The 26,536-nt window shown below is 71.1% G+C and carries 24 protein-coding genes and 3 pseudogenes; 12 read left to right on the top strand and 15 right to left on the bottom strand.

The annotated features are described in order from the left end of the window. Positions 1 to 43: 43 nt before the first annotated feature. From ACXJMZ_RS09715 to ACXJMZ_RS09695, 5 genes are all read right to left on the bottom strand, one after another. The gene (locus ACXJMZ_RS09715; protein WP_457029581.1) at positions 44 to 967 is read right to left on the bottom strand and encodes a hypothetical protein; all 924 of its coding nucleotides are present in this window, start codon (positions 965 to 967) and stop codon (positions 44 to 46) included. A gap of 88 nt (positions 968 to 1,055) precedes the next feature. Beyond that, the gene (locus ACXJMZ_RS09710; RefSeq protein WP_457029700.1) at positions 1,056 to 1,646 is read right to left on the bottom strand and encodes an AMIN-like domain-containing (lipo)protein; all 591 of its coding nucleotides are present in this window, start codon (positions 1,644 to 1,646) and stop codon (positions 1,056 to 1,058) included. 158 nt (positions 1,647 to 1,804) lie between these two features. Next, entirely contained in the window at positions 1,805 to 2,473 is a 669-nt protein-coding gene (locus tag ACXJMZ_RS09705) for a formylglycine-generating enzyme family protein (protein ID WP_457029580.1), read from the bottom strand. 127 nt (positions 2,474 to 2,600) lie between these two features. Next, positions 2,601 to 3,743 (bottom strand): metalloprotease, encoded by a 1,143-nt coding sequence (locus ACXJMZ_RS09700; RefSeq protein WP_457029579.1) that lies wholly within the window; start codon positions 3,741 to 3,743, stop codon positions 2,601 to 2,603. A 193-nt stretch (positions 3,744 to 3,936) separates the two neighbouring features. Next, the gene (locus ACXJMZ_RS09695; RefSeq protein WP_457029578.1) at positions 3,937 to 4,920 is read right to left on the bottom strand and encodes a helix-turn-helix domain-containing protein; all 984 of its coding nucleotides are present in this window, start codon (positions 4,918 to 4,920) and stop codon (positions 3,937 to 3,939) included. A 69-nt stretch (positions 4,921 to 4,989) separates the two neighbouring features. Here ACXJMZ_RS09695 and ACXJMZ_RS09690 point away from each other — a divergent pair, with 69 nt between their 5' ends. Genes ACXJMZ_RS09690 through ACXJMZ_RS09675 form a run of 4 tightly spaced genes read left to right on the top strand, consistent with a single transcriptional unit; the run spans position 4,990 to position 9,412 of the window. Continuing rightward, on the top strand, positions 4,990 to 6,444 hold the full coding sequence (locus ACXJMZ_RS09690) for an alkaline phosphatase family protein (protein WP_457029577.1): 1,455 nt from the start codon (positions 4,990 to 4,992) through the stop codon (positions 6,442 to 6,444). Next, positions 6,408 to 7,514 carry an MFS transporter gene (locus tag ACXJMZ_RS09685; RefSeq protein ID WP_457029576.1) on the top strand — a complete coding sequence of 369 codons (1,107 nt, stop codon included), beginning with the start codon at positions 6,408 to 6,410 and terminating at the stop codon, positions 7,512 to 7,514. Before ACXJMZ_RS09690 ends, ACXJMZ_RS09685 begins: the two co-directional genes overlap by 37 nt. Further along, the gene (locus tag ACXJMZ_RS09680) at positions 7,511 to 8,440 is read left to right on the top strand and encodes a hypothetical protein (RefSeq protein ID WP_457029575.1); all 930 of its coding nucleotides are present in this window, start codon (positions 7,511 to 7,513) and stop codon (positions 8,438 to 8,440) included. Before ACXJMZ_RS09685 ends, ACXJMZ_RS09680 begins: the two co-directional genes overlap by 4 nt. A 30-nt stretch (positions 8,441 to 8,470) precedes the next feature. Beyond that, positions 8,471 to 9,412, top strand: a complete 942-nt coding sequence (locus tag ACXJMZ_RS09675) for an AEC family transporter (protein ID WP_457029574.1) — start codon at positions 8,471 to 8,473, stop codon at positions 9,410 to 9,412. Here ACXJMZ_RS09675 and ACXJMZ_RS09670 read toward each other — a convergent pair. Beyond that, positions 9,366 to 9,932, bottom strand: coding sequence for an AAA family ATPase (locus tag ACXJMZ_RS09670; protein WP_457029573.1), 567 nt, complete (start codon positions 9,930 to 9,932; stop codon positions 9,366 to 9,368). The genes ACXJMZ_RS09675 and ACXJMZ_RS09670 overlap by 47 nt on opposite strands. Positions 9,933 to 9,938: 6 nt before the next feature. Beyond that, positions 9,939 to 10,625, bottom strand: a complete 687-nt coding sequence (locus ACXJMZ_RS09665; protein WP_457029572.1) for an esterase/lipase family protein — start codon at positions 10,623 to 10,625, stop codon at positions 9,939 to 9,941. Between ACXJMZ_RS09665 and ACXJMZ_RS09660 the strand changes: the two genes are divergently transcribed. Both ACXJMZ_RS09660 and ACXJMZ_RS09655 read left to right on the top strand, forming a co-directional pair. Next, the gene (locus ACXJMZ_RS09660) at positions 10,620 to 11,255 is read left to right on the top strand and encodes an SMI1/KNR4 family protein (RefSeq protein ID WP_457029571.1); all 636 of its coding nucleotides are present in this window, start codon (positions 10,620 to 10,622) and stop codon (positions 11,253 to 11,255) included. The two genes, ACXJMZ_RS09665 and ACXJMZ_RS09660, sit on opposite strands and share 6 nt — an antisense overlap. Positions 11,256 to 11,578: 323 nt before the next feature. Further along, complete coding sequence (locus ACXJMZ_RS09655) at positions 11,579 to 12,442, top strand: ISAs1 family transposase (protein WP_457029699.1); 864 nt, start codon at positions 11,579 to 11,581, stop codon at positions 12,440 to 12,442. Positions 12,443 to 12,523: 81 nt separating this feature from the next. On the opposite strand, the gene ACXJMZ_RS09650 is transcribed toward ACXJMZ_RS09655, so the two are convergent. From ACXJMZ_RS09650 to ACXJMZ_RS09635, 4 genes and pseudogenes are all read right to left on the bottom strand, one after another. Next, positions 12,524 to 13,795, bottom strand: coding sequence for a hypothetical protein (locus tag ACXJMZ_RS09650; protein ID WP_457029708.1), 1,272 nt, complete (start codon positions 13,793 to 13,795; stop codon positions 12,524 to 12,526). A gap of 295 nt (positions 13,796 to 14,090) precedes the next feature. Beyond that, positions 14,091 to 15,122: pseudogene (locus ACXJMZ_RS09645) on the bottom strand (M48 family metallopeptidase); the annotation flags it as partial. Continuing rightward, on the bottom strand, positions 15,043 to 15,549 hold the full coding sequence (locus tag ACXJMZ_RS09640) for a hypothetical protein (RefSeq protein WP_457029570.1): 507 nt from the start codon (positions 15,547 to 15,549) through the stop codon (positions 15,043 to 15,045). The gene ACXJMZ_RS09640 and the pseudogene ACXJMZ_RS09645, both read right to left, overlap by 80 nt. 175 nt (positions 15,550 to 15,724) lie before the next feature. Continuing rightward, positions 15,725 to 16,405, bottom strand: coding sequence for a TetR/AcrR family transcriptional regulator (locus ACXJMZ_RS09635; RefSeq protein WP_457029569.1), 681 nt, complete (start codon positions 16,403 to 16,405; stop codon positions 15,725 to 15,727). Between the two features lie 80 nt (positions 16,406 to 16,485). Between ACXJMZ_RS09635 and ACXJMZ_RS09630 the strand changes: the two genes are divergently transcribed. After that, entirely contained in the window at positions 16,486 to 17,601 is a 1,116-nt protein-coding gene (locus tag ACXJMZ_RS09630) for an FAD-dependent oxidoreductase (RefSeq protein ID WP_457029568.1), read from the top strand. Positions 17,602 to 17,875: 274 nt separating this feature from the next. Then, positions 17,876 to 18,394 (top strand): DUF6584 family protein, encoded by a 519-nt coding sequence (locus ACXJMZ_RS09625; protein WP_457029567.1) that lies wholly within the window; start codon positions 17,876 to 17,878, stop codon positions 18,392 to 18,394. 618 nt (positions 18,395 to 19,012) lie between these two features. Here the strand turns inward: ACXJMZ_RS09625 and ACXJMZ_RS09620 are convergent. From ACXJMZ_RS09620 to ACXJMZ_RS09610, 3 genes and pseudogenes are all read right to left on the bottom strand, one after another. Next, a complete protein-coding gene (locus ACXJMZ_RS09620) occupies positions 19,013 to 20,314 on the bottom strand; it encodes an MFS transporter (protein WP_457029566.1) in 1,302 nt (433 codons plus the stop codon). 168 nt (positions 20,315 to 20,482) lie between these two features. Then, positions 20,483 to 20,644 carry a hypothetical protein gene (locus ACXJMZ_RS09615; protein ID WP_457029565.1) on the bottom strand — a complete coding sequence of 54 codons (162 nt, stop codon included), beginning with the start codon at positions 20,642 to 20,644 and terminating at the stop codon, positions 20,483 to 20,485. Between the two features lie 409 nt (positions 20,645 to 21,053). Further along, positions 21,054 to 21,227, bottom strand: a pseudogene (locus tag ACXJMZ_RS09610) (ISKra4 family transposase); the annotation flags it as partial. A 201-nt stretch (positions 21,228 to 21,428) separates the two neighbouring features. Between ACXJMZ_RS09610 and ACXJMZ_RS09605 the strand changes: the two are divergent. The 3 genes from ACXJMZ_RS09605 (at position 21,429) to ACXJMZ_RS09595 (ending at position 24,232) form a co-directional block, all read left to right on the top strand. Next, on the top strand, positions 21,429 to 22,736 hold the full coding sequence (locus ACXJMZ_RS09605; RefSeq protein WP_457029564.1) for a hypothetical protein: 1,308 nt from the start codon (positions 21,429 to 21,431) through the stop codon (positions 22,734 to 22,736). A 50-nt stretch (positions 22,737 to 22,786) separates the two neighbouring features. After that, complete coding sequence (locus ACXJMZ_RS09600) at positions 22,787 to 23,116, top strand: DHCW motif cupin fold protein (RefSeq protein ID WP_457029563.1); 330 nt, start codon at positions 22,787 to 22,789, stop codon at positions 23,114 to 23,116. Between the two features lie 180 nt (positions 23,117 to 23,296). Beyond that, on the top strand, positions 23,297 to 24,232 hold the full coding sequence (locus tag ACXJMZ_RS09595) for a DMT family transporter (protein WP_457029562.1): 936 nt from the start codon (positions 23,297 to 23,299) through the stop codon (positions 24,230 to 24,232). 5 nt (positions 24,233 to 24,237) lie between these two features. Here ACXJMZ_RS09595 and ACXJMZ_RS09590 read toward each other — a convergent pair whose 3' ends face one another. Further along, complete coding sequence (locus ACXJMZ_RS09590) at positions 24,238 to 25,623, bottom strand: STM4012 family radical SAM protein (protein ID WP_457029561.1); 1,386 nt, start codon at positions 25,621 to 25,623, stop codon at positions 24,238 to 24,240. A gap of 232 nt (positions 25,624 to 25,855) precedes the next feature. Here ACXJMZ_RS09590 and ACXJMZ_RS09585 point away from each other — a divergent pair. Continuing rightward, a pseudogene (locus tag ACXJMZ_RS09585) lies at positions 25,856 to 26,461 on the top strand (DUF1152 domain-containing protein); the annotation flags it as partial. Between the last annotated feature and the right edge of the window lie 75 nt (positions 26,462 to 26,536).

The following is a 26,536-nucleotide window of genomic DNA, read 5'->3' as shown; positions in this document are numbered from 1 at the left end:
AGCCTGTCGGCTGACCGGCTGTCAGTTCGGCCGATGTCGAGCCTCAGAAGCCGCCGAAACCGTAGTACGTGCTGTGGGGGCCGGAGTGGCGTTGCCGCGCGGACTGCTCGGTGATGCGGGGCCATGGGTCGACCAGGACGCCGCTGAGCTCGCGCCAGGCCTGCACCGCCCGCCCGCTTTCGTGCCACTCCTCCAGCGCCAGCCGGGTCTGATGGGACCACATGACGACGGTGTACCCGTCCCGTTCGCGTTCCTGGGTGAGCACGGCCTGGACCTGCTCCGGCGTGAGGTCGGTCCGTGCCACACCGCCACGCGGGTCCCGCACCTCCTCCAGGGTCTGCAGATAGATCCGGAACACGCGACCGACACTCGTTCGCTCGACCAGCGTGCACCCCCATACCGGCTCGCCCCGGGCACCGGCCATCGCGTCGGCCCGGACCCTGCGCTCCCCGGGCTCACGTCGGCGCCTCTCCTCCTCCCACTGTTCCTGCCGATCGCGCCGCTCACGCTCCAGGCGCTCGCGTTCGGCGTGGACGTACGGCGTGAGGTCGCCGGCCTGCTCGCGGAAGTCCCGGTGCGCGGTGAGCACGTCGTGGCGCAGACGCTCCATCGTGGCGTCGTACGTGGCGCGCAGTCGGCGGTTGCGCAGCGCATGGCGAGCCTTCCAGAACGGGCGCACGGCACCACGCACCCAGTGCAGATGGAGCTGCGCCGCGTCCTGCTGCTCCGTCAGACGCGCCATGGCCCGCTGGAGCGCCTCGGTGGCGGCGTACCAGCGCTGTGCGTCGGTGGCGGACGCGTCCACCCAGGGCAGTTCGCCGTGCCGGTGCCGCTCGGCCGTGTCCTCGTCCGTGGCGCAGTAGAGGTTGCGGATCCCGGCGATCTCGTCGCCGTCCACGTTCATCGGGTGGCGGGACACTTGGTGGAGGCGCACGTAGTAGACCCTCAGCCGGGCGTTTCCGGTCACCGGCGACCTGCCTTCCTGCGAGCCGTCCGCGAAGCTCTCCTCCCCGCCCCCGAGGTCCCCGAGGACCGGGCAGAGCCGAGGACGAGGGTCAGGCGGTGGTGCCCCAGCTGTGAGCGACGTCGATGACCAGGCGGTTGTCGAGCTGGAAGACCCGGTACGGCAGCCGCGCCCGTACGCCGAGGCCGAACTGGGTCTCTCCCTCGAAGCTGCCGGCGAACCGGGTGTCCTGGAAGGTCTGGTATCCCGTCAGGTCCACGCCGGGCAGCGGCTGGCGGGCCTTGGCCGGGTAGACCACCTCCCAGGTGGCCGGGTCGTAGACGGGAGCCATCACGACGACCTCCAGGACTGCGCCGCCCCCGACGGTGATCGGGTCGCCGGAGCCGGCCTGGTGGATGGTGTTCCCGTCCATGTACTGGACGCGGTAGCTGAGCGGGTTGGCGGTCGAGGTGCCGGGTACGTCGATGACCATCCGGTCGTAGCAGGGGTGGGTGCCCGTCCTGATGTCGGTGATCGGCTGGTGCTCGTAGTCGAAGACCGGGCTCTGCTTGTTGAGGCTGCCCCAGCCGGTCTCGCACGCGGTGCTGCTGGTGGCGGTCGCCGCGTACGCCGTGGGCGCCACCGCCGTCGCGACCCCCGCTGCGAGTACCAGTGCCATCGGTGCCGTCATCCAACGTCGCATCATGTGTATGCATCCTCCCCGATCGTGAATAAACCGTTCGTACATACCCACGCTCGAGGCCCACTCGGAGGTTGCGCTTTCAGGCCAGGAGGCGCGGAGCAGGGCGGCGGCGGCCTCCGGATGGCCTGGCCTACCAGCTACCGTCGGGTCGCCCGCCGCTACGACCGGGCGACCCGGAAGCCGACGTCGTCGATCCGGAAGGTGGGGTGGCTGCGGCGGCGGACCGAGGCCCGGCAGCTCCAGCGTTCGTCGAACCAGCCGCCGCCCCGCAGCACCCGGTAGGTGCCGTAGACCTCGGCGTCGTAGACGTCCCAGCACCACTCCCAGACGTTGCCCAACATGTCGTACAGGCCCCAGGAGTTGGGCTGCCTCTCGCCCACGGGGTGGATGCGTTCGTCCGAGTTGCCCCGGTGCCAGGCGATGTCGTCGAGCGGGCCGTACCGGGCCTCGGTGGTGCCGGCCCGGCAGGCGTGCTCCCACTCGGCCTCGGTGGGCAGCCGGTAGCCGTCGGCGGCGGTGTCCCACTCGACGGTCTCGGCGTCATGCTCGTGCAGGCGGTAGGCGGGCGTCAGTCCCTCCTGTGCGGACCAGGCGTTGCAGAACCGGACCGCGTCCTGCCAGGAGACACCCTCGACCGGCAGCCGGTCGCCCTGTGCGGTGCTCGGCCGCAGGCCGGTGACCCGGGCGTACTGCTCCTGGGTGACCGGGTGCGGCGCCAGCCGGTAGGGCGCGAGGTCGGCCGACCAACTCCGTTGCGTCCGCCGGTCCGACAGCGTCACCCGCCCGGGCGGGACGGCGACCAGCGCAATTGATTCGTTCGCGTCCATGGGCAAGTGATCGTACCGAGTCACGGGTGCTGACGGGCCATCAGGGCGGCAGCGGCCGGGCGGATCGCCGAACGTCACACCGTCGCCTGCTGAGCACGACGGTCGTGACGGTCGGCCTGAGCGGGTGTCAGTAGTCGATGGTGTGCCGGTGGAGGATGTCAGCGGCGGCCCCGGTGGTGCTCATGGGCGGGGCGGCGGTGGGCCGGTCCTCGGTGAAGTACTCGCGGAAGTCCTCGCTCGGGTTCTTGGTCATCAGGGCGATGGTGCGGTTCCAGTTGCCGCCGTCAGGGCCGGCCGCCGACCAGAGGTCGAGCAGCGAACTGCCGACCCGGCCCTGGACGGTGTCGCCGCGGTCCCAGCCGGGCGTGGTGGGGTCGTTGGCGAAGCTGTAGGAGTTGCCGTCCTCGAAGACGTAGCGGTAGTCGCCGAGGGTGTAGGCGGCCACCGCGTCGGCGAAGCCCTCCGTCCAGGCGCAGGTGGTAGAGCTGGACCGCTCGATGTAGTGCGGGTTGCAGCCGGTCACGGTCGGGAAGTCGTGGCTGTACAGCTGCCACTGGAACCAGTGCCCCGCCTCGTGCAGGATCAGGTGCTCGGAGTCCGGCATGTCGGTGCCCAGGATGACGAAGTTGGTGCCCTGGTAGTCCCAGTAGCCGGCGTTGGTGCGCTTGGGGTCCCAGACGAAGGTGAGGGTGTCGCAGCCGCCGTCCGCCTGGTGGCTGGTCCAGCAGCTGCTGGTGGGGTTGCCGCGCTTCCAGTACAGGAGGTTGAGGGTGTCCACGATGTGCCAGGCGCGCTGCATGGTGGCGGGGACCTTGACGGTGCCGAGGTCCTGGCTGCTGGAGACGTTGCTGCGGTGTGCGGAGTCGAAGGTGTACTGGGCCTGGTTGCCGGGGCTCTTGATGACCCGCCACATCGTGGTGCTGGCGGAGTTGAAGCGGACGAACGCCTCGGGGAGCGGGGCGGACGCGGTGTAGCAGGCGTTGAACCTCCCCGAGCCGCTGTCGGTGATCCCGGAGGCGAGCCGGCGGGCCGTTCCGGTGGTCGAAGTCCGGCCCCACAGCTCCCAGTTGGCGTTGCGGGCGACCTGGGTCAGGAGCGGCTTCGCGGTGCCGGACTCGGCGTCCTGGTGGTCGTAGGCGAGGGTGCCGCTGAGGCAGACCGTGCCGGCCGCATCGGCCTGGCCGACCGCCAGCGGGGTGAACGGGACGAGCAGGCCGACGGCGGCTGCGAGGATGATCCGGGCGAGGCGACGGGGACGGCGTTCTGCCATGGTCGGTCTCCTGGGGGTGAGGGTCGAGCTCCGAGTGGCGTCCTGCGGGCCGGCCGATGCGCGTCGGCGCGGCCGTTAACTTCCGCTGTGTGAACGGGACTTGGGTGGGAAGCCCGCAGCGGTGAGAGAGGACTATGCCCGATGCGCGGAGACATTGCAACGTAACATTTCACCCGGATTCGGCCCCGGCGGCTCAGCCGGTCCAGCGGATCCCGTGGAAGCCCGGGGACAGGTCGTGGTCCACCAGGTGGACCAATCGGCCGTCGATCAGGCGCAGTTGGGACACGTCCTTGTGTGGCGAGCGGCTGTCGAGCCGCCAGATCCGGTACGCCCGCCGGGCATCCGCCGAGGGCTCGAACCGGACCGTCAGCTCGAAGTGCTGTCCGGCCGTGCGGAACCAGCGTCCGTGGTGCAGGTCCGCCTCTGTGGACGTCACGGTGTGCTCCAGTGCGAAGGTCTCGCCCTTGCTGAGCGGGCCGAAGAGGAGTTCGGCGGCGATCAGCCTGGCGTCCGGGTCGGTGTGCACCCGTCCCAGTGCGCAGTCCCGCCCGGCTCGGATCTCGGGCAGTGCCTCGGCTCCGACGTGGTAGAGCACCACATGGCGCCCGGCCCCGGAGCGGCGCGCGCGGACGACGGAGCGGACGGTGGACACCCACCCGCGACCCGTCACCGTCACGTCGTCCTGCACCGCGAGGACGTCCAGATCGGGATCGGCCGGATCGGCCAGCGAGGCCCGCAGCCGGGTGGCCGGCAGCAGCGGAGTGCCCGGTACGAGCGCGGGCCTGCGGCTGCCCCGGTGCGCCGGTTCCGCCAGCAGCCCGCTCAACGAGCCGCTGGTGAGGCCGAGTAGGAGCTCCAGTTCGGCGACCGCGCGCAGGCTCTCCGGCCGCTGGGGCCGACTGGTGCCGCGCTGCCAGTTGCTCAGTGTCGAGACGCTGACCCGCAGGCCGAGGGCGGCCAGCCGGTCGCAGAGCCGGTCGAGGCTGAGGCCCCGGGCGGTGATGGCCCAGCGCAGGGCGCTGTGGAACGGGCCGGTGCGCAGCAGGTGCCGGAGGTCGTCGATCGGAGGCCCCCCAGATAAGTTACCGACGAGTACTGGATTTTCACTGCCGCCGGGCCGTTCCCGCAGGCAGTGCCGGTCCGCCCGGGCAGCCGCTCCCCGGATGTCGGCCCGCACGCTACCGCCTGTACCCCTACTGCCTCCACCATGTGCCCGACCTCGGCATCCACGAATGAGGAGCTGTTCATGCCAAGCAGAAGATCCGTGATCACGGCGGTGGTGGCCGCCGTGATCACCCTGGCCGGTACCGGCGCGGCGCTGGGCGTCGCCGTCCCGTCCGCCGCACCGCAGGGCACCACCGCAGCCGTCACCGCAGTGCCGCGGCCCGATCACGTCGTGGTCGTCACGTTCGAGAACAAGGACTACTCGACGATCATCGGCAGCTCAAGCGCGCCGTACATCAACCAACTCGCCGGGCAGGGCGCGAGCTTCACCCAGTCGTTCGGCGTCACGCACCCCAGCCAGGGCAACTACGTCGCGATGTTCTCCGGCTCCCAACAGGGCGTCACGGACGACTCCTGCCCGAAGAACTTCACCGGCAAGGCCAACCTCGGCAGCCAGCTGATCGGGGCCGGTCTCACGTTCAAGGGCTACTCCGAGGGCATGCCCTCGGACGGCTACACCGGTTGCAGCAGCGGCAAGTACGTTCGTAAGCACAACCCCTGGGTCGACTTCGACAACGTCCCGGCCGCGAGCAACGTCCGCTACAGCACCTTCCCCACGGACTACACCCAGCTGCCGACCGTCTCCTTCGTCGTCCCCGACATGTGCAACGACATGCACGACTGCTCGGTCGGCACCGGCGACACCTGGCTGAAGAACAACCTCGACGGGTACGCGCAGTGGGCCAAGACCCACAACAGCCTGCTGGTCGTCACCTTCGACGAGGACAACTTCAGCTCGGTGAACCAGATCGCCACCGTCTTCGTCGGCGAGAAGGTCCGCCCCGGAACCTCCGCCGGGCAGATCAACCACTACAACGTGCTGCGGACCATCGAGGACGCCTACGGCCTCAGCCCGCTCGGCGCGGCGGCGACCGCCACGCCGATCACCGACGTGTGGACGACCTCCTCTCCCTCCCCGAGCCCGTCGCCTTCGCCCTCGCCGACCGGCAGTCCCAGCCCGTCGCCCTCGCCCTCGCCCACCACGGCCGGTGGCATCGTCAACGGCGGTTTCGWGTACGGGACTTTCAACGGCTGGACCCGCACCGGCACCACCGCGATCACCGACACCGCACACGCCGGTGCCTACAGCGGCGCGGCCGGAGCTACCACCCCGACCGACGGGGACTCCGTCCTGAGTCAGACGTTCACCGCGCCGCCGGGCGTCACCAAGCTCACCGTCTGGTGGAAGGGTGACTGCCAGGACACCGTGAAGTACGCCTGGGCCAGCGTCGTGGTCAAGCACAACACCAGCGGCAGCACGGTCACCCCGCTGGCCAAGACCTGTACCAGGGGCGGCAGTTGGCAGCAGGTGACCCCCCCGCCCCCCCCCCCCCCCCCCCCCCCCCCCCCCCCCCCCCCCCGCGGATCCTCACCGGCAACGTCCTCGCCCTCGGCCTGGTCAGCCTGGTCACCGACGTSTCCKCCGAGATGGTCAGCKCSGTGCTGCCCGCCTATCTGGTGCTCGGGCTACACCTGACGGTCAGTCAGTACGGCATGATGGACGGGCTGTTCACCGGAGCCACCGCCCTGACCCGGCTGGCCGGCGGGTACGCGGCCGACCGGTTCCGCCGCCGCAAGCTGGTCGCCGGGATCGGCTACGGCCTGTCGGCCGCCGCCAAGGCCGGACTGCTGCTGACCGGCGCGGCCCCCGCCGCGATCGGCGCCGTGCTGGCCGTCGACCGGACCGGCAAGGGGCTGCGCACCGCACCCCGGGACGCCCTGATCACCCTCTCGGTCCCCGAGCACCGGCTCGGCCGGGCCTTCGGCGCGCACCGGGCGATGGACAGTCTGGGAGCATTCGCCGGACCGCTGGTAGCCGTGGGGGTGCTCGCGCTGGCGGGCTCGGGCCGCTCGTACGACGCGGTGTTCCTCACCAGCCTGTGCTTCGCCCTGCTCGGGGTCCTGCTGCTGGCGCTCTTCGTCCGCGACCACACCGAGCCGTTGCCGCCGGGCCGGGTCCGTCCCCAAGCTGCGCTGGCGCTGCTGGGCCGGGGGCCGTTCCGCTCGCTGTGCGCGGCCGCCGCGCTGCTCGGGCTGACCACCGTGGGCGACGGGTTCGTCTACCTGCTGCTCCAGCGCCGGGACGACCTGCCGGTCACCGCCTTCCCGCTGCTGGCCGTCGGTTCCGCGCTCGCCTACCTGCTGCTGGCCGCGCCGCTCGGCCGGCTGGCCGACCGGATCGGGCGGCGGGCGGTGGTGCTCGGCGGCTACGGGGCCGTGGTCGCCGTGCAGGTGCTGCTGGCAGCCGGGGCTGGCGGCCCCGTAGTGCTCGTACCGGCGGTCTTGCTGCTGCACGGCGCGTTCTACGCCGCCACCGACGGCGTGCTGATGGCGCTGGCCGGGCCGCTGCTCCCGGTCGAACTGCGCACCAGCGGCCTGGCTCTGCTGCAGACCGGGCAGGCGCTGGCCGGTCTGTGCTCCTCGGTGCTGTTCGGGCTGGCCTGGCAGTACTGGGGCACCTCCGCCGCCTGCCTGGCCGCCGCCGGGGCCGCCGCGGTGGCGCTGGCTCTCTCCGTCCCCCTGCTCAAAGGACCCTCCCCTCAATGAAGTGGCGCATCCTGACCGCCCTCGCCGCGACCCTGCTGCTCGCCGGGGTCGCGCTCGGCTACACCCTGCTGCGGGCCGTGCCCGCTCCCGCCGTACCGGACACCGCCGTCACCCTGGACGGCCCTGGGCTGCTGATCCGCGACACCGTGACCGGCCTGCTCGCCATGCAGCACCCCGACGGCGTGCGTACCCGGTCGGCGCTGCCCTGCGCCCGGGTGTACGCGGCCGGTGGTACCGGGGTGTGCCTGTTGGAGAGCCCGGCCTCGTACCAACTCGCGGTGCTCGACCGGGACTTGCGCCAGGTGCGGGCGATCCCGCTGAACGGTGTGCCCAGCCGGGCCCGGGTCTCCGCCTCCGGGCGGATGGTGTCCTGGACGGTCTTCGTCACCGGCGACTCCTACAACGGTGGCCGCTTCTCCACCCGTTCCGGAATCCTGGACACCCGCAGCGGCACCCTGGCGGGCAACCTCGAAGCCTTCACCGTGGACGGCCACCCGCCGGCCCCCGACGCCAACTTCTGGGGCGTCACCTTCGCGGCCGACGACAACCGCTTCTACGCGACGATGTCGGCCGACGGCCACCGGTCCCTGGTGGTGGGCGACTTCGCGGCCCGGGCGCTACGGGTTCTCAAGGACAACGTGGAGTGCCCGTCGCTCTCCCCGGACGGCACCAGGCTGGCGTACAAGAAGGCGCTCCCCGACCACGGCTGGCGGCTCACCGTGCTTCGGCTGGCAGATCTTGCCGAGACCCCGCTCGCCGAGACCCGTAGTGTCGACGACCAGCCCGCCTGGCTCGACGACCATACGATCGCGTACGGTCTCCCGCACTCCGGCCCGGGCTCCGACGTCTGGACCGTACCGGCAGATGGCACCGGCGGCCCGAGCCTGCTGGCCCGCGACGCGGAGTCCCCGGCCCCCCTGCGCTGACCGATCATGGGGGGACGATGATGGTGCGTCATGACCATGCAGCCACTGTTGTCGAGTTTCGTGCCGATCTGGGCGCTGACCGCCGTCGGCTACCTGGTCGGCCGGACCGGGCTGCTGGGCGAGCAGGCCGAGGCGGTGCTCGGCCGGTTCGTCTTCCATGTCGCGATGCCCGCCGCACTGTTCACCATGCTGGCCGGGGCACCGCTGGGGAGCCTCGCCAACACCTCGATACTGGCCTTCGCCGCCGGCACCCTGGCGGCCTCGCTGCTCGGCTGGGCCGCCGCCCGGTGGCTGTTCGACCGGCGGCCCGCCGACCGGGCGATCAGCTCGATGGCGGCCGGGTACGTGAACTCCGCCAACCTCGGGATCCCGGTCGCCCTCCAGGTGCTCGGTGACGCCTCGTTCATCGGTCAGGTGCTGCTCTTCCAGGTGCTGCTGGTGACGCCGGTGATCCTGACCGCGCTGGACGTCGGCACCAGGGGAGGGGGCGGCGCCGCGCACCGCCGGCTGCTGCTGATGCCGCTGCGCAACCCGGTCATCCTGGCCTCGGCCCTCGGCGCCACCTGCTCCGCCCTCCACTGGCAGCTGCCGACGGCGCTCGGGCACTCCTGCGCGCTGCTCGGCAGCGCCGGAGTCCCCACCGCGCTGATCACCCTCGGCCTCTCGCTGCACGGACGCCCGGCGACCACCGGCAGCTCGCCGCGCGCCGAGGTGGGTGTGGTCGTGCTCACCAAGAACCTGGTCCAGCCGCTGGCCGCGCTGGCCGTGGGCAGCATGTTGCAGCTGAGCGACCGTCAGCTGCTGGCGGTGGTGCTCTGCTCCGCGCTGCCCACTGCCCAGAACGTCTTCGTCTTCGCGCGCGAGTACGGCCTGAGCACCGCGCTGCCGCGGAACTCGGTGCTCTGCTCGACGCTGCTGTCGATGGTCACCCTGTCGGCCATCGACTGGGCGCTGATGCCGCCCGGTCAGTGATCTGCCGGGCCAGCAACGGGATGTCCACCGGCCGAGTGGTGTCGACGCGGTGCACCGGCCCGAGGCCGAGCGGTTGGGCCGCCCGGCTCCACTGCTCCCACCGCTCCTCGGCATCCGCCGGGTCCTCGAGGTGCACGGGGTGCCGTTCGGCGGCCCGTTCGGCGTACCGGCGGCGCAGGACCGCCAACGGCGCGTCGCACCAGACCTCCTGGACCTGCTGGACGCCTGCCCTGGCGAGCCCGGCCACCGCGAACCGGCGGGTGTCGGCCGGCCACGGGCTCTCCAGCACGGCGCCGTCGGGCGCGTGGGCGAGCAGCGTCCACAGGGTCTCCGAGGCGGCGCGGCCGAGGGCGGTGCTCCACTCGCGCGGGGTGGTGCCGGTGCCGGGCGTGAGCTGGTCGGCAAGGGTCTCCTTGATCGAGTCCTTGCTGAACAACGGCAGCCTCAACTCGCTCGCCAGGGCGCGGGCGAGGGTGGACTTGCCGGCCGCCGGAAGGCCGTTCACCAGGACGGTCACCATGGGGCGTCAGGGAGTCAGCGCCGCGCGCACGGCGGCGGCGACGGACTGGTCGGTCAGCAGGTCGTTGTGCTTCAGGCAGGCGGCCGTCTCCAGGTTGACGGATCCGGTGAGTGCGGTGCTGGCGGTGGGGGCGATCTGCTCGTCGCAGGAGGAGCGGACGGTGGTGTAGCGGGTGCTGCCCGGGGTCTCGTCGCCCTGGTTGAGGTGACTGACCACATAGGAGTTGGGCGTCATGTCCCGGCAGCCCTGGTCCCAGAGCGCGCAGAGATACCCGAGCGTGGTCCCGTGGTTGGGGCCCGCCAGCGAGACCCAGTTGGCCACCGTCCGGCTGCCGTCGCCGAACCTGACGTACCACCGGGTCGGCAGACTGCCCAGACTGTGGGCGACCAGGTCGACCTGCGCGGCCCCGGTCTGCTGCCGCACCTGCTCGACGTACGTGGCGAGTTGACCGGCCAACACCTCGTTGGTGGACCGGCTGGTGTCGTACGACCAGGTGAACAGCCGGTCGGCGGGGAAGCCGTGGGCCCGGAAGTCGGCCGTCATCGTGCCCCAGACACCCGGGTCCGCATTGCGCCCGTGCACGAAGATCACCGGATTCGGCCCGGCCTCGGCCGCCTGCGCGGAGCCGGCCGGCCCGACCGCCCCGAAGACCGACAGCAGGGTGAGGGCGACGGGAAGAACGCGACGGTGCATGGGCCAACTCCCGGGTGGTCGAAGCTGAACGGGACGGAGCAGCGAGAATTCTCCCCAGCCCGGACACGGCTGGAACCTGGCAGCTGCCACTCGGGACCGGCGAAATCGTCTGGCTGTGCAGGTAGTCACGTCCGTCCGAATTCCATCCTGCTGGAGGTCGGTGCCAGCGGTGCCGGGCCGTACTACGGGATCTTTCCCCTCCGGCGCGACGGACAGGGATGGCACTGGGCCGAAGGAAATGACGTTCGCAGTGACAACGTCCTTCTGGGAGAGCCGTTCCCGTCAGCGGCGGAGCGCGCCGACCGGGAGGAGGACCTGGACGCTCGCGAGCCTGCCGAGCAGGACTTCCCCGACAGCCAGTCGTACCTCGCCGCGTTCCGGGCCTGGGACGACGAGTGGGAACGGCTGCAGGTTTCGATGACCGCAGGGGCGATCTGCCTCAGCCACGAGGGATGCGGCTACTTCACCTGGCTCGTCGTCACCGGTCCTGACCGCGGAGCTCTCTGGACCGACCTTCGAGCAGCCGACGGAACCCTCGAACCGCTCCTCGCCGGACCGGACCGTGTGGACTTCCGCGACTGGTACCTGCGCTGGCTGACCCGGGCGACCAGCGAGGCATGGGCGGTATGAGCGAGTAGGACGGAGCCCGCTGTGCTCAGCTCGTGAACAGCGGATCGTAGGGCCAGCGCTCCTGAGTGCATATCAGGCGCGGCAGCCACGCCACCAAGGCGCGACCAGGAGGAGCCGTAGCAACTCCGGCAGTCCGACGGCGACCAGTGCTGCACCCGAAGCCTGGTGGACGTCCTCTGGGCGTTCCTCACCGGCGACGGCCCGGTAGGCGTCCCAGGCGATGCTCAGGGCTCCTTCGCCCTCGATGTCGATCCGGTCTGCAGCGAACGCACGGACGGCAGGCAGCGCGGTAAGTGCGTCCGGATCGGCAATGACGTGCTCGGCTGCTTGACGGTGACGCGCTGGACCGGGCGGTCGGCCGCTGGCTCGCGGACCGCCGCCCGAAGACGACCGGGGCCGCCGCCGGGCTGCGCGGCCTGGCCGTGGACGGCAAGAGTCTGCGCGGCGCCGCCAAGGCGAACGGCCGGAAGATCCACCTGCGCGCCGCGATGGACCACACCACCGGCCTGGTCCTGGCTCAGCTGGACGTCGGTGAGAAGACGAACGAGATCACCTGCTTCCAGCCGCTGCTGGACACCGTCGCTGACCTCGCCGGCACGGTCGTCACCAGCGACGCGATGCACACCCAGCGCGAGCACGCCGACTACCTCCTGGGTCGCGGCGCCCACTACATCGTGATCGTCAAAGGCAATCAGAAGAAGCTCCGCAGGCAGCTCAAGTCCCTTCCCCGGAAGGCGATCCCCTTGCAGGGACGCGCCAGGGAGGCCGGGCACGGGCGGGGTGAGATCCGCCGCATCAAGGCGGCGACCGTGAACAACCTGCTGTTCCCCCACGCCCGCCAAGCCATCCAGCTCAAACGTCGCCGGGTGAACCGCAAGACCGGCAGGATCACCATCAAGACGATCTACGCGGTCACCAGCCTGCCCGCCGACCGGGCCGCTCTCGCACAGCTCGACGCCCTGATCCGTGGCCACTGGTCCATCGAGGCGCTGCACCATATCCGTGACGTGACCTTCGCTGAGGGCGCCTCCCAGCTCCGCACCGGTAACGCGCCCCGGGCGATGGCCACCTGGCGCAACCTCACCATCGGCGCACTCCGCCTCGCAGGCGTCCGCAGCATCGCCACTGCCCTGCGGCGCAACGCCCGCGACCCGCAGCGACCACTCGCCCTCCTCGGGCTCACGTGATCACGAATCGGACATCCCGAGACTTTGCCGAAGCCCTGGCCTCGCACCCTCTGGTGCGACGTTCTCACCGCAGTCCTGCACTCACCCCGTCCACTGCCAGCCGGCCAGCATGGTGTCCAGCTCCCGCACCCGGTCCGGCCAGGTCTGCGGCTGGGCCGACAGGTGGATGAGCAGCTGTTCGCCGCCGTCCTCCACCAGGACGAAGCGTGAGCGGTCCTCACCCGGTGGCCGGCCTTCGAGGACGAGGGCCCGGTGTCCGCCGACGAGGGTCTCGTGGCCGCCCTGTGCGAGGAGGGTCGCCTTGGAGGAGTCGATCGGGAAGTCCGTGGTCCGGGTGATCGTGACCTGGGCGCGCAGCACGAAATCCTCCGGGCGGATCCGCAGGTGCGCTCCGGAGCCGTCCGGTTGGGAGCTGACGTCGAACCAGCCGGGGACCAGGCGGAACCGGTAGTCGGCCGCCCCGACCCAGCCGCCGTCCCCGACCGACGCCCCGGCCAGAGTCGGCGTGGCGCGGCTCTGCCGGGTCACCAGGTGACCGGCCAGGTACAGGCCGGCGAGCAGCGGCAGCACCGCCGCCAGGGCGAGCCCGCGCCCGCCGACCGCCCACCGCCGCACCCGCAGACGTGGCGAAAGCCGCCCCGCCACCCAACTCCGCAGGCCGAGCCAGGGCGGCAACAGCAGTACGCACAGCACGCCGGTCACCCCGGGGAGCAGCTGGACCATCAGAACGACGCCGTCCCCGGCGGGCGCGGACAGGCACCCCCGGCTGGACGGGCGCAGTGCGAAGGCGTCCGCACAGTGGCCGAGGAGTGGCTGCACGACCATCGCGAACGCCCCTACGGCGGCGCACACGAGGGCTGTCGTCCCCCCGCGCAGCAGCCCCGTACGCGGCTCCCGGCCGGCCGCGACCAGGCCGGCCAGCAGTGCGATCACATCAGCGGCCAGGATCAGCCAGAGCTGGAAGCGGATGACGAACTCGTGGCTCCACCGCTCCAGCAGCGGCAGTTGGTGCGCCTGCCAGGCGGAGAGCAGGATCAGCACCGCCACGGCCGTACCCGCTATCAGCCCCGCTCGCGAACCCGCCCTGATCGCCGTCATCGACTCGCCCGCCCAGGGCGGCCGGTTCCGCAGTCGCTGCCTCATCGCGATGCCCGCGACCACGGCGGCCGACACCACGGCACAGCCGAGCACCGCGGGCACGGCAGCGGAGGCGTATGCCAGCCCGGGCAGCGCGAACGGCTGCGCCAGTTCGGACAGCGCGGCGCCCGGGCCCTGCCCGGACAGCGGAGCGAGCGTCAGGAACGCCTGGTCGACCAGGCGCAGCACGATCGTGTAGGCGACCGTTGCGAGCACGACCACCACCGTCAGCAGGGCGGCCCGCGCGGTCCTTCCGGACCCGGCCGGGCTCGCACCGACCCCGTCCCCCCCCGGCCCGGGCCTGCGGGCCCGGACGCCACTGCCCACCCACCACGGCCGCCGCCACCGGTACGGCGATGGCCGCAGCGGTCCAGGCGGCCTGGGCCGGGTCCGACACCAGCAGCCATGCCGCCCGGCTCAGCCCGGTCAGCCCGACCATGGCGACCAGGCCGATACCGAGACCCCCTCGGAAGTTCTGCCCGAACAACGGCGCGGAGCCGTGCAGGGCCGCCAGCCGGGAGCCGGGAGCCGGGTGCAGCCGTGGCCGTGCTCGGCGCGACGGGGTCGGCATACTCGCGAGGATTCTCGCCAGCGCGTCCCCTTCCGCAGTCCCGGAACCGACCCGGGCGTCGGCCTGGAACTCCCGGGAGCGGACCAGCGCCGCCAGCAGCACCACGCTCACCATCAGCAGACCGACCACCCGCAGGACGAACCCCGCCACCAGCCCGGGCGGGGCACTGCCCGCCGTCGCGAACCAGAGCGCGGCCCCGCCCACGACCAGGGTGAACGCCCCCGTGAGCGCCAGAGCCGCGTACGTCTGGTCGACATCCCGGTTGCGCACGTGCGCGAGCTCGTGCAGGACGGTGGCCCGGAACGCGGCCGGGTCGGTGTGGTGACGCACCACGAGTCCGGCGCTGAGGACGACCGTGCGCCGACCCGGCAGACCGGCCACGAAGGCCGACGGCACCGGATCGAAGGGGCGGCTGAGGAACCGCACGCGTCCGGCACCGGCCGTCCGTCGCAGCCGCTCCAGCTCGGTCAGCAGCAGTGCGGCGTCCGAGGGGTCGAAACCGCGCAGGCGGTAGCGGCGGGCGAGCACCGGCGGATGCGCCGCGTACAAGAGCGCCGCGACGGCCAGGACGAGGAGCAGACCGCCGACGAGCCAGCGCAGTTGGTCGTGCTGAGCGGGGGCCGCGCACGCTTCGACCGCGGCGAGCTGCCCGCTCGAGTACGACCCCCAGTCGGCGAAGGACGGCAGGTCGGTGATGCCGGTCGGCACCCCGCCGAGCGGGTGGGCGGTCACGCACCGGGTCCACAGGTCGATCCAGTTCCGGCCACCGGGGGAGATCGCGAAGGCTCCCCGGGCGACGATCAGTGTCGACAGCGCCACCTCGAGCGAGAGCAGCGTGAACAGGACCGAGGTGACGGCCCGTCCGCTCGCCCCGGCGCCGGCCGGTCCCACGTCACTCCCCGGCGGGCAGGGCTGGGGAGGGCACGGCCAGTGCTCCGACGATCGCGTCGGCCAGCAGGCGCTGCTGAGCATCCGTCAGCGCCAGGTCGGCTGCGCACCTGGTGACCTCGGTGCGCAGCAGGGTGAGCTCCTCGGCGGTGAACTCCACCCGGGCGGCCCCGTCCTGTGGCGCGCCGCCCCTGCCGAGGCGCAGCCGGATCCGGCTCAGCAGACCTCCGGCTCCGTCCACCGCCCGCTCCGCCGCCTTCGCGCTCAGCGCGCCCCACAGCTGACGGCACGCCTCCAGCACCACCGGTGTCAGCAGCACCACTGCGGCGTCGAGGCCGAACCCCAACAGCGCATCCCGATCGGAGCGGTCGAGCCTGACCCCGCGGGCGAAGTACGCCTCGCTCAGCTGGGTGAACAGCGGCATCTCTCCCGGGGCGAGACCCTGCACCCCGGCGCGGCCCAGCGCCGCCACGACCTGCTCGTCCTCCGACCGCCGCAACGTACCCCCCACGTGTGACACCACAGCTCGCAGTGGCCGGCCGCTGGACGGTTGCCGCGTCCCCCTCGGCCGACCTGAAGTGACTGACCGTCAACTTACTTGGTTCACAGGGGATTCACCGGACTTTCAATGCATCAGCGCCAACCTGGTGCCACAGGTGGCGCTCGTCCGGTCCCTCGGTCGCGTGTCAGCTTGAGATGCGGGCTTCGATGCCGTCGAGGAGGAAGTCGAGGCCGGTCCGGAAGGTCTGATCGGCGTCCAGGTGAGGGCCGTCGCGGACGACCGTGGCCAGCGCGGGGAATCGGCCCGTGGCGAAGGTGCGCTCCAGGTACGGCCCGAAGGTGGCCTGCCACTGCTCCTTGTCCATCCCGGTGGCCCGCTCGGCGCGCCGCTCGGTGATCTCCCGGCGCACCGCGCCGATCACGTAGGCGTTGACCGCAGAGATCGCCGGCACGGCGGCGTCCAGGGCGACGCCGCCCATCGCGGCCACCACAGCCTCGCCGCTGGCCAGCGTATTCGGTCCGAGCTGCGGCCGCCCGCCGATCAGGTCGGCGAGCCATTCGTGCTGGTGAACGGCCTGTCGGGTGGCCTCGGCGAGGGAGCGCAGCACCTCTCGCCAGCCGTCGCCGGTCGGCCGAATCTCGGTGTGGACCGCATCGACCATCAGGTCGAGCAACTCCTCCTTGGTGGCGATGTAGCCGTACAGCCGCATCGGCCCGACTTCCAGCGCGGCGGCAAGCTTGCGCAGCGACACCGCCTCCAGGCCGTCCGCGTCGGCCAGCCGGACCGCCGCGCGTACGATCCGCTCCCGGCTCAGCGGGCCCAACACCGGTCGATCCTGCGGCTCCGGCCGTTCCCACACCAACATGCCGCCGACAATACCGCGTGAGTGATACGGTGACAGCGTCGATACAGTGTATCGATCAATACGGTGAATCGGGGGTACTCATGACCATCGCCATCATCGGAGCCGGCCTGGGCGGCCTGACCCTGGCCCGCGTGCTGCACGTGCACGGCATCGACGCCGTCGTCTACGAACGTGAACCCTCGCCCGGCGCGCGCGGCCAGGGCGGCATGCTCGACCTGCACACCAGGACCGGCCAGCGGGCGCTGCGCAAGGCCGGCCTGATCGACCAGTTCCACGCCATCGCCCGCCCCCAGGGCCAGGACCTGCGCCTCCTCGAACCGGACGGAACCCTGCTGTTGCAGGAGGACACGCCCGACGACGCCCCGCTGGATCGGCCTGAGGCCGACCGTGCCGACCTGCGCAACCTCCTGCTGGACTCCCTCCCCGCACACACGGTGCGCTGGGGGCACGCGTTCGAGTCCGCCCACCACGGCCTCCTGTACTTCGCCGACGGCAGCCGTACGACGTCCGACCTACTGGTCGGCGCCGACGGCGCGAACTCCCGGGTCCGCGCCCTGCTCACCGACGCCCTGCCGGCGCACACCGGCCAAAGCGTCGTCGAGCTCGCCATCCCCGACATCGACCTCACCCACCCCGACCTCGCCACCATGGTCGGACGCGGCAACTACTGGGTGCTCGGCAACGGACAGTCCCTGTCGGCGCAGCGGAACGGCGATGGCCAAGTACGCGTGTACCTCAGCCTCTACAACACCGCCGAGAACTGGTTCGCCGCCAGCGGGATCCCGTTCGACGATCCAGCCGCCGCCCGTGCGCAGCTGATCGACCTGTTCACCGGCTGGGACCCACGGTTCACCGCCCTGATCGCAGCCTGCGGGGACACGATCCTGCCCCGCTCGATCACCACCCTCCCGGTCGGCCTGACCTGGCCCGCGACCCCGGGCGTCACCCTCCTCGGCGACGCCGCCCACCTGATGCCCCCGGTAGGGCAGGGCGCCAACATGGCGATGCTCGATGGCGCCCTGCTCGGCCTCGCACTGGCCGCCCACCCGGACGACTTCCCCGCCGCCGTCGAGGAGTACGAACGCGAGATGTTCGACCGCACCGGCACTGTCGGCCGACAGTCCGCGGACATGCAGGAGATGCTGGCGTCGCCGGACGCCAGCCAGAAAATGCTCGCATTCTTCCAACCTGCCTGAACGTAAGCGAATACGGCGTAGCCGCGTGGCGTCAGGTACGTGACGGTCCGTCCGTGGGGCTGGTGGCTCTGGGATCGGAAGCAGGTACGGCTTCCAAGCTCATGGGCTTCTCGACGTCCGTGATCCCGCAACCGGTACCGGGCGAGGCGACCACTCGCCCTCCTCGGACTCACCTGATCAAAACGGACATCACGCCACTTTGCCGAAGCCCTGGGCTGCTTGCCAGGTGATTAAGCCGTTGGGCCTGGGGCTCTCGCTCGGTGATCATGTGTTGGTGACTATCGAGAAGACATTTGCCAACGTAGACGCGGATCTTCGTGCGGGCCGAGTACCCATGGCTCGCCAGCGGTTGCGTGGCCTGGTCTCCTCCTACCCGAGTGACCTTCAAGTGCGGTGCTGTCTGGGCGAGATCTACCGGCTGTACGGCGACACCGCCGAGGCTGGGCGTTGGACCTATCTGCAGGCCGACCGGGACCCCGCTGAGACGGCGGCATTCGAGGCTCGATACCCCAACGCCGTGGCACGCATGATCGCGCTGGCATGGCGCGGCCCCGAGGACGTTGCGGCCACCGGGTTCGCCCGAACCGCTCTGGCCGAAGTCCGTAAGGCAGCTTCGGCTGCTGAGGGTCGTCCACTGGCCTGGGGCTTCACCCCGTCCGAGGGTGAAGAGTCAGAGGTGGAGGGCTCATCTGCGGTGATGCGGTTCGTCGGCTGCACAGCTGCGGTCCTCGTCGCGCTTCTGCTGGTCCTGTTCGTCGTACTCGGCGCAGTCAGTTTCGTCAGCTGGCTCTGACGGTTTCAGCGGCCACGAAATTCGGCTCTGGCGAAGATCTTGGCAGATCAGTAGGTCCGTCGGCGGATCGCCCTTCCTGACGAACAGGTAGCCGCTACCCACCTGTTCGAGCTGCGGCCGGTCCCGTCCGGTGGTTCGACGCGGAGCGTGATCGCGGGTAGGTAGTGGCCCGGGCGGGCTGGAGCGGCAGCCCCGGGAGCCGGTACCTACCCAGCGCGGCCGGGGGCCGCTCCGTCGAAGAACCACGCTGTCCAACGGTCCGTCCGGCAGGCGGATCCCGATCGCTGGCAGCAGTACGAACGTTCGCCGATGGGTGTAGTTCTTCCTGAGTGACTGGCCGTCAGGCTGCGAGGCTGTGTATGTCCTGGTAGCGGACCTTGTGGACGCGGTGGTGTTCCTGCTTGAGATGCCAGGCGAAGTAGGCGTCGAAGTCGCCGTTGCTGATCAGGGCCCGAAGAGGTCGTCTGGGTCGAGGTGTGCCTCAGCGCCAAGCGCCATCTCCGGTGGCAGAACGCTGCGTATCGTGGCACAACTGCTCTGTGTCTGGCGGTGGCTGCAGGTGTTGCTCCGATGGGCCCGGACACTCCGGAGGAGCGGCCCGGGCCCCGGTTCGCCCGATCAGGCGTCGATTTCCCGGGACCGTCCGGCCCACCGGACCACGAACGGCATGGCCAGGCCGGCTGCGACGAAGAGGCCGCCCATGACCAGCCAGCCGGGGGCGCCCCACCTCAGGCAGAGCAAGCCGAGCAGGCCGGGGGCGACGGTGTAGCACAGGCCCATGCCGATGCCGAACACGCCGGAGTACTGTCCCTGCGCGTGTGCGGGGGCCAGCCGGAACCGCAGCTCCATCGACCCGGCCCCGTGCCACAGCGAACCCACCGTGTGGATGGCGACGCCGGCCATCATGATTGCCGCAGCGACCCAGCCAGGCAGGCCCGAGGCCATCGCGATGACCCCCATGCCGACCAGGAACGCCACCCCGGCACGCCGAGTGGCCCGGCCGGCGACCTGGCCGCCCTTGATGCCGCGACTGGTGTGGACCTGGAGGAGGACCACCATCACGGTGTTGACAGCGAGCGCGACGCCGGTGAACCAGCGCGGTGCATGGGTGTGCAGGACCACCCACAGCGGGAGGGCGTAGGTCACCACCTCGCCCTGGATCCACAGGATGCCGTCCAGCACGACGAACGTCATGTACGGCTTGTCCTTCAGCGCAAGCCACCGGTCCGACTCGGCCGAGGCCGGCAGCGGCTCCAGCTTGGGCAGCCGGAGCATGACGGCCGCGCAGCCGACGAAGGACAGGGCGTTGGCGAGGATGAGCGCCCGGTAGGCGGAGCCGGAGTCGAGCTGGATCACCACACCGGCGGCCAGCGCACCGAAGGTGCTCGCCAGGAAGGCGGTCGAGCGCAGGTAGGAGCGGAACTTCGGCACCTCGTCACCGCCGAAGCGGCGGATCATCGGGCCACGCGCGGCGCCTCCCGAGGCGCCGGCCAGGTCGGTCACCGCCACGGCCACCATGAATGCCACGAACGAGTGGGCGAACAGCAGCGACAGCATGGACACGGCCTGGACCAGCAGGGTAGCCAGGAACACACCGTGCGGCCCGCGTCGGTCGGCGAGGTGTCCGACGGGTGGGCCGGCGAGCAGGCCGACGACTCCGGCGACACCGAGGCCGAGGCCAACCTGCCCGATGGACAGGCCGATCACCCGCATGGCGTACAGCGGCGCCGTCGCCAGGAAGGCTGCGGTGCCGAGCTGGTTGATGAAGCCTCCGAGAGCCAGTCGGCGCTGGGGGGCGGACTCGAGTAGCAGCCCTCGCCGCACCGGCCAGGACCGACGGTCCGGAGCGGCCTCCTCCCGAAGGTCGTTGGGGGACAGCGTGCTCGCCTGGTTCACCTGGTTCTCCTGGTCGTCGATCAAGGCTGGGCTGGGACGGACAGCGGAGCGGAGGGTGTTGTCACGTTGTCGGTTATGTGATCGTCTGAGGTTCTGTCAGGGCGTGGTTGTGCCCGCCGGCGGTACTGGGTCAGGCTGCTGAAGGTAGGCCGGTGCCGCTGGTGATGTGGTGCCAGATGGTGAAGCGGACGGTCATCTCGAGGTGGCGGTCGAAGGTGGTGCGCAGGTGGCGGCGCGGTCGATCGGCGTGCCGTCGGAGTTCACCATCACTCCGTTGCCGGTCAGCCGCATCGCGCCGTAGCCGACGCGGTTCACTGCCAGGTCCCCGAGCTTCCAGGTCGTTGCTGTCGCCACTGTGTTCACCGTGCTCCACCACCCCTTTGGTTCGTCAGGTCCTGGAGTATGGGGCGACCGCGGGGTGCTGCGACAGGTCAACGGGCTGGGCGAAACGTCACATCCGAATCGGGAACGAACCGTCACCGTTCAGCCGTTTGACCTGCCGAGAGACGCTCGATATCCAGCGTCATCCAGCATGCGGCGGGCCCGCGGCAAGTACCGTTCCGGGCGGCCCTCCAGGGCCGCTGTGAGCTGCCGTCACGGCGTGCGTACAGGCCCGGCGAGCGAACGCGGTAGTCGATCGAGCAGGATGGAGAAGGGCCGTGATTTCGTGGACCGCAACCATCCCCACCACCCGGCCGACCGGGGCTGGACGGGTGACGGGCGCAGACCTGGTTGGGTGTAGTTCTTCCTGAGTGACTGGCCGTCAGGCTGCGAGGCTGTGTATGTCCTGGTAGCGGACCTTGTGGACGCGGTGGTGTTCCTGCTTGAGATGCCAGGTGAAGTAGGCGTCGAAGTCGCCGTTGCTGGTCAAGGCTCGAAGTTTGAGGACGGCTTCGGCCCCGGCGAGTGACCAGCGGGCTCCGGTGATGCCGACGCGGTGACCCTGCGCATCCTGCCCGGTCCGAGCTGATTCCACCATGCCGGGGTGACCGGATTCGCGGCTGACCGGGGGTTGTGGCACCGGATGGGCATGACAGATGATCATGCTGCTCTGAGTAGATCCATCACGAGGGGGAGCGCGTTGTCCACGTACGCAGAACGACACAGTGACGACAGGTCAGGAAGCCACGACGAGGCGGTGAAGCGACCCGGCCGCCGGGCCCTGCTCGCCGGGTTCACCGGGGCGGGTGCCATTGCGGGCAGCCTGGCGCTGGGCGGGGGGAGTGCGGCGGCGGTCGCGGCCACGGGGGTGGACGCCTATGTGGTGAACGTCCTGGCGAAGGGAGCCGACCCGACGGGGCGGACGGCCAGTGACACGGCGTTCCGGGCGGCGGCGGCCGAGCTGCTGGCCGGTGAGCAGGTGAGCCCGGTGGGTGGGCCGACGCCGACCAAGGTGCTGCTGATCCCGCCGGGCAACTACCTGCTGACGCAGCCGGATTCACTGCTGCCGAACGTCAGTGGCGAGACCGCGAAGAAGGTCGTCGACGGCATCACGATCGTCGGGTACGGCAAGCGGCTGTCCCGGATCACGTACGCGCCGACGGTCCAGGACACCGTGCTCTGGACCAACGACCAGCGGTACCGGAACATCCGGATCAGCGGGCTGACCTTCGACAGCCTGGACGATACCGCCACCTTCAACATCGCCAGGTCCTCGACGACCTACGGTGTCCAGGACACCTGGTACACCGACGTCGAGTGGCGCGGCACCTGGAAGGTCGGCATCGGGCTGGACGGACCGACCACCGCCAACCTGAACAGCGAGATGGGCTGGGACCACTGTCAGATCAGTGGCTCCTACGCCGACGCCTTCCTGGTGATGGGCATGACGCCGTCGGTCTCGCAGCAGGACCAGTTCCTTAACTACTGGTTCCGGGACTGCAAGGTCGAGTTCAAGTCCGGCATCTTCGTGCGGAACGAGCGCGGCGGGTCGATGAACTTCATCGGCGGCTCCTACATCATCACCGACGGAACCTCCACCGGCACCATCTTCCAGCTCGGCGCGGCGGCCAACTCCCGGGCGGACTCGGTGATGCGGCTGCTCGTCCAGGGCATCCGGTTCGAGCTGCGCGGCGTCGGGCACAAGCTGATCGACTCGGCCTGGTACAAGGGCACGATCACCTTCGTCTCCTGCGACGACACCGCCAACTCGTACCAGCCCTGGGCGCCGACGGCCGTCACCCACGTGTACCGCTTCGACACCGTCAACCCGTCGCGCGGGCCGATGGTGCGCTACCAGGACTGCATCCTGATGGGCTCGCACCAGGTGACCGCGCCGACCGCGATGACCATGGGCAAGCTGCTCTACGACGGCTGCCGGTTCATCAACATGACGGCGGGCACCGGGGATTCGGGCTTCCTCCGGTGGACGGGCGTCACGCCGTGGTACGAGTTCCGGGACTGCCTGCTGAAGAGCGGCCGCCAGGCCGACGTCAAGGCGCCGTAGCGGGAGGCGTGTCCGTCCTGCTCACCCGGCAGGACGGATACGCTGCCGGGATGGACATGATCGACATTCCGTTCGGCACCACTGACTGGTCGCAGGTCGCGGCCACCGAGCACCCGGGGGAGACCGGCTTCGCCACCTGGCGGACCAGGGAGTTCGGGTCCGTCCGGGTCCGGATGGTGGAGTACAGCCCGGGCTACCTGGCCGACCACTGGTGCGACCGGGGGCACATCCTGCTGGTCCTCGAAGGCTCGCTGACCACGGAGTTGGGCAACGGCGAGGTGGTCACGCTGACGGCGGGCAGCAGCTACCAGGTCGGCGACGACACCCAGCCGCACCGCTCCAGCACGGCGGAGGGGGCCCGGCTGTTCGTGGTCGACTGAGACCGTGAGCTGGTGCGAACCTACGGGGCGGGCGGCCGGAGGGCGGTCCTGGTTGGTGGACTTCTGTGATGGCCCGGTGTTCTGACGCCCCGTTAGCATCCGGGAGAGGGTGTCGCCGGGCGGCTCGCCGCGCCGTGGGCCGAGGTGCGGTCCGCACCTCGGCCTGGCGGAGTGAGGGCGATGGCAGGCGGGCGTGCGGTGGTGGGCAGCGGGGTGGGGCCGGTGCTGGCGGCCGCGGTGCTCTGGGGGACGGTGGGGCCCGCGCAGGTGCTGGCGGACACCGGAGTGGCGCCGGTGGCGCTGGGGGCCTGCCGGATGCTGCTGGGTGGTGCGGTGCTGGGCCTGTTCACCGTACGCCGCGCGGGACTTCGGACGCTCTGGCAGCCGGGCGTGCGTGGCGCCATGGTGGTCGGGGTGCTGGTGACCGCCCTCTTCCAGGTCTGCTTCCTGGAGGCGGTCGACCGCTCCGGGGCAGCCGTGGCCACGGCGGTGGCGTTCGGGACCGTACCGGCGGTGGCCGGACTGGCCGCCAGGAGGCTGACCGGGGAGCGGCTCGGCGCCCGTTGGGTCGGTGGAACCGCCTGCGCGGTGGCTGGGATCGCGCTGCTGCTCCTGCCGGGCCGGACGGACCGGGCCTCGGTGGCGGGCGTGCTGCTCGCGGTCGGCGCGGGGGCCGGCTTCGGCGTCTACATCGCCGTCACCGGCCGGCTCGCGGAGCGCGGTGCGGACACCGCCGCCGCAGCGCCGATGAGCGTGCTGTGCGCGGGAGTTGTGGTCTCTCCCGGACTGCTGGCGGCGCCGCATGGGATCACCGAACCCGACAGCCTGCTGCTGATCGCCTGGCTCGCGCTGGGGACCACCGCACTCGGCTACCTGCTCTTCACCCGGGGGGTCGGCCGACTGAGCGCCGCCACCGTCGGCACCCTGAGCCTCACCGAACCGCTGGTCGCGACGCTGCTCGGGCTGGCCCTGCTCGGCGAACGGCTCGGAGTGGCGGGCGGCTGCGGGGCCGCCCTGCTGCTCGGCGGGCTGGTGCTGGTCTCCTGGCCACAGCGCCGGGCCCGGGTGGCGGCCCCGTCGGACACCCCGGCGGTGCGGGCGTCCGACGGGGCGTAGCGGTGTCAGCGCTCCTGGTACGAGGTCATCGCCTCGTTCACCCGGGCGGAGAAGAACAGCGGTCCGATCGCGTCGGCCCAGGCCATACCCTCCGGCGTCAGCAGCAACTCCTCGCCACGGGTGGCGAGCCAGCCCCGTTCGGCGAGTGCGGTGAACTCGGCGGGGAAGTCGGCCTGCGGCCGGGTGCCGAACTGCCGGTGGTAGGCGTCGGTGTGCAGCCCGGTCCATTCCAGCAGGGCCTGCAGGACGAACATCCGGCGGCGCTCGTCCTGGTCCATCCGGAACGCCCACTGGGCGCGCCGGAACTCCTCGGTGGGAGTGGCGATGTAGTCGTCGATGATCCGGCGGACCTCCGGCACGGCGACCGCGTAGTCCGTGGTGTAGTGCAGGTCGGTGGTGAACGAGCGGGCGCCGACGCCGAGTCCGACCATGCCGGCCTGCTGGTTGTACTCGCTGATACCCGTGAGGGCGGAGAGCTCCACGGCGGCGGTGCCGATCCGCTGGAAGACCCGCATCGAGGTCTGCCGGTAGCCGGCCGCGAGCAGGTGGTCGCGGCCGTAGCGGTAGAGCCGCAGGCGTTGCGCGTCCCAGAGCTTGCCGTCCTTGTCGTGACGGGCCATCAGGCCGGTCAGCGGGCGGACGTACAGCGGGTAGAGGTAGATCTCCTCCGGCTCCCAGCTCAGCGCGGCGTCCAGCGAGACCCGGAAGGACTGCTCGGTCTGGCCGTCGATGCCGTAGATCAGGTCGATGTTGAGGATCGGGAAGGCCGCCTCCTTCAGCCGGGACAGCGCCTCGTCCACCTCCTTGCGCTTCTGCGGCCGGACGGCGGCCCTGGCCTCCTCGTCGACGAAGCTCTGCACGCCGATGCTCAGCCGGGTGGCCCCGCGTTCGGCGAGCACGGCCAGCCGCTCGGCGGTGGCGGTGGCCGGCGAGGTCTCCACCGACCAGGGCAGCATCTTGAGGTCGGCGCCCATCACGTGCTCGCAGATGTCGCAGAGTTTGCTGAGCTCGTCGGCGGTCAGGTAGGTGGGGGTACCGCCGCCGAAGGCCGCGAGGGTGAAGCGGACCGGGTCGCCCTTCGCCTCCAGCGCCTCGCGGGTGGCGGTGGCCTGCCGCTCCAGGGTGCCGAGGAAGGCGCGGGTGACGTCCTCGGGGGCGCCGGTGCGGGTGAAGAGGTTGCAGAAGCCGCAGCGCATCTCGCAGAACGGGATGTGCACGTACAGCGAGAGCGCGTCGAGCCGCTCCTTCGCCCAGACGTCCCGCAGCAGCGGTCGGTCCGTCAGCAGCCGGTAGGCCTTCTGGTGCGGGTAGGCGTACACGTACTGCTTGTAGGGGGTGGCCGGTTCCTCCGGCACGGATGCGGACAGCTGGACTGGGACTGGTGCGGCCATGGGTCCGGTGTTTCCTCTCGGCTGGACTCGATGGTGACGAACTGTCGATCGCGCCTGCACGTAAAGCTATTGACGGTGTGTCAGTTGTGTTCATGGGGTGAACACCAGAACTGCGGCCGCCGGGCGGCCCGGTGCTTGGAACGTTCCGCGCCTTGTGCGGTCCGGTTGCTGCTGTTATCGCCGGGGTCGGGGGCTTGGAGATGTGCCCTGAGGTGCGGTAACTCTGGTGCGTATGAAGCGACTTCTGATCGCCGCGGGCGGTGGCGGCGACGCCATCGCGACCTCGATGGTGCACGCCGCGCTGCACGGGGCGGACGCCCCTGCGCTGGTGCTGACCTACGCCTGGGAGCGGCTGGTGGTCGACCCCGTCCCCGGCCCTCGGCGGCCCGCCGACTTCACCGGTACCGTCGAGGCCGGTCCCGGGGTGTGGCTGGTCACGGCGGAGTCCGCACCCAGGCCGCCGGCCGGTTCGCTGCTGCCCCGGCTGGCAGGTGAACTCGGGCCGGAGCTCGGCCTGTTGGACCCGTATCAGGGCGCGCTCGGGCTGGCCCGGCAGATCCTGGCGGCGGCTGAGTACTGCGGCGCCGACCGGGTGGACGTGGTCGACGTCGGGGGCGACGTGGTCGCCGACGGCACCGAACCGACGCTGCGCAGCCCGCTCGGGGACGCACTCGCGCTGGCGGGCTGCGCGGCGGCGGGACTGCCGACCGCCGTGTACGTGGCCGGGCCGGGTCTGGACTCCGAGGTGCCCGAGGCCGTCCTGCTGCCCCGGCTGGGTGCGCCCGCGTTCGCACTGACGGACCGGCACACCGCCGTCGTGGACGGGGTCTTCGACTGGCACCCGTCCGAGGCGAGTGCGCTGCTGGTGGCGGCGGCCAGGGGAGTGCGCGGGGTCTTGCGGCACCCGGGACGC

It is taken from the genome of Kitasatospora sp. P5_F3 (assembly GCF_054049135.1).
The sequence above is the reverse complement of the archived record's forward strand: the minus strand, read 5'-3'. Positions and strand labels throughout refer to the sequence as shown.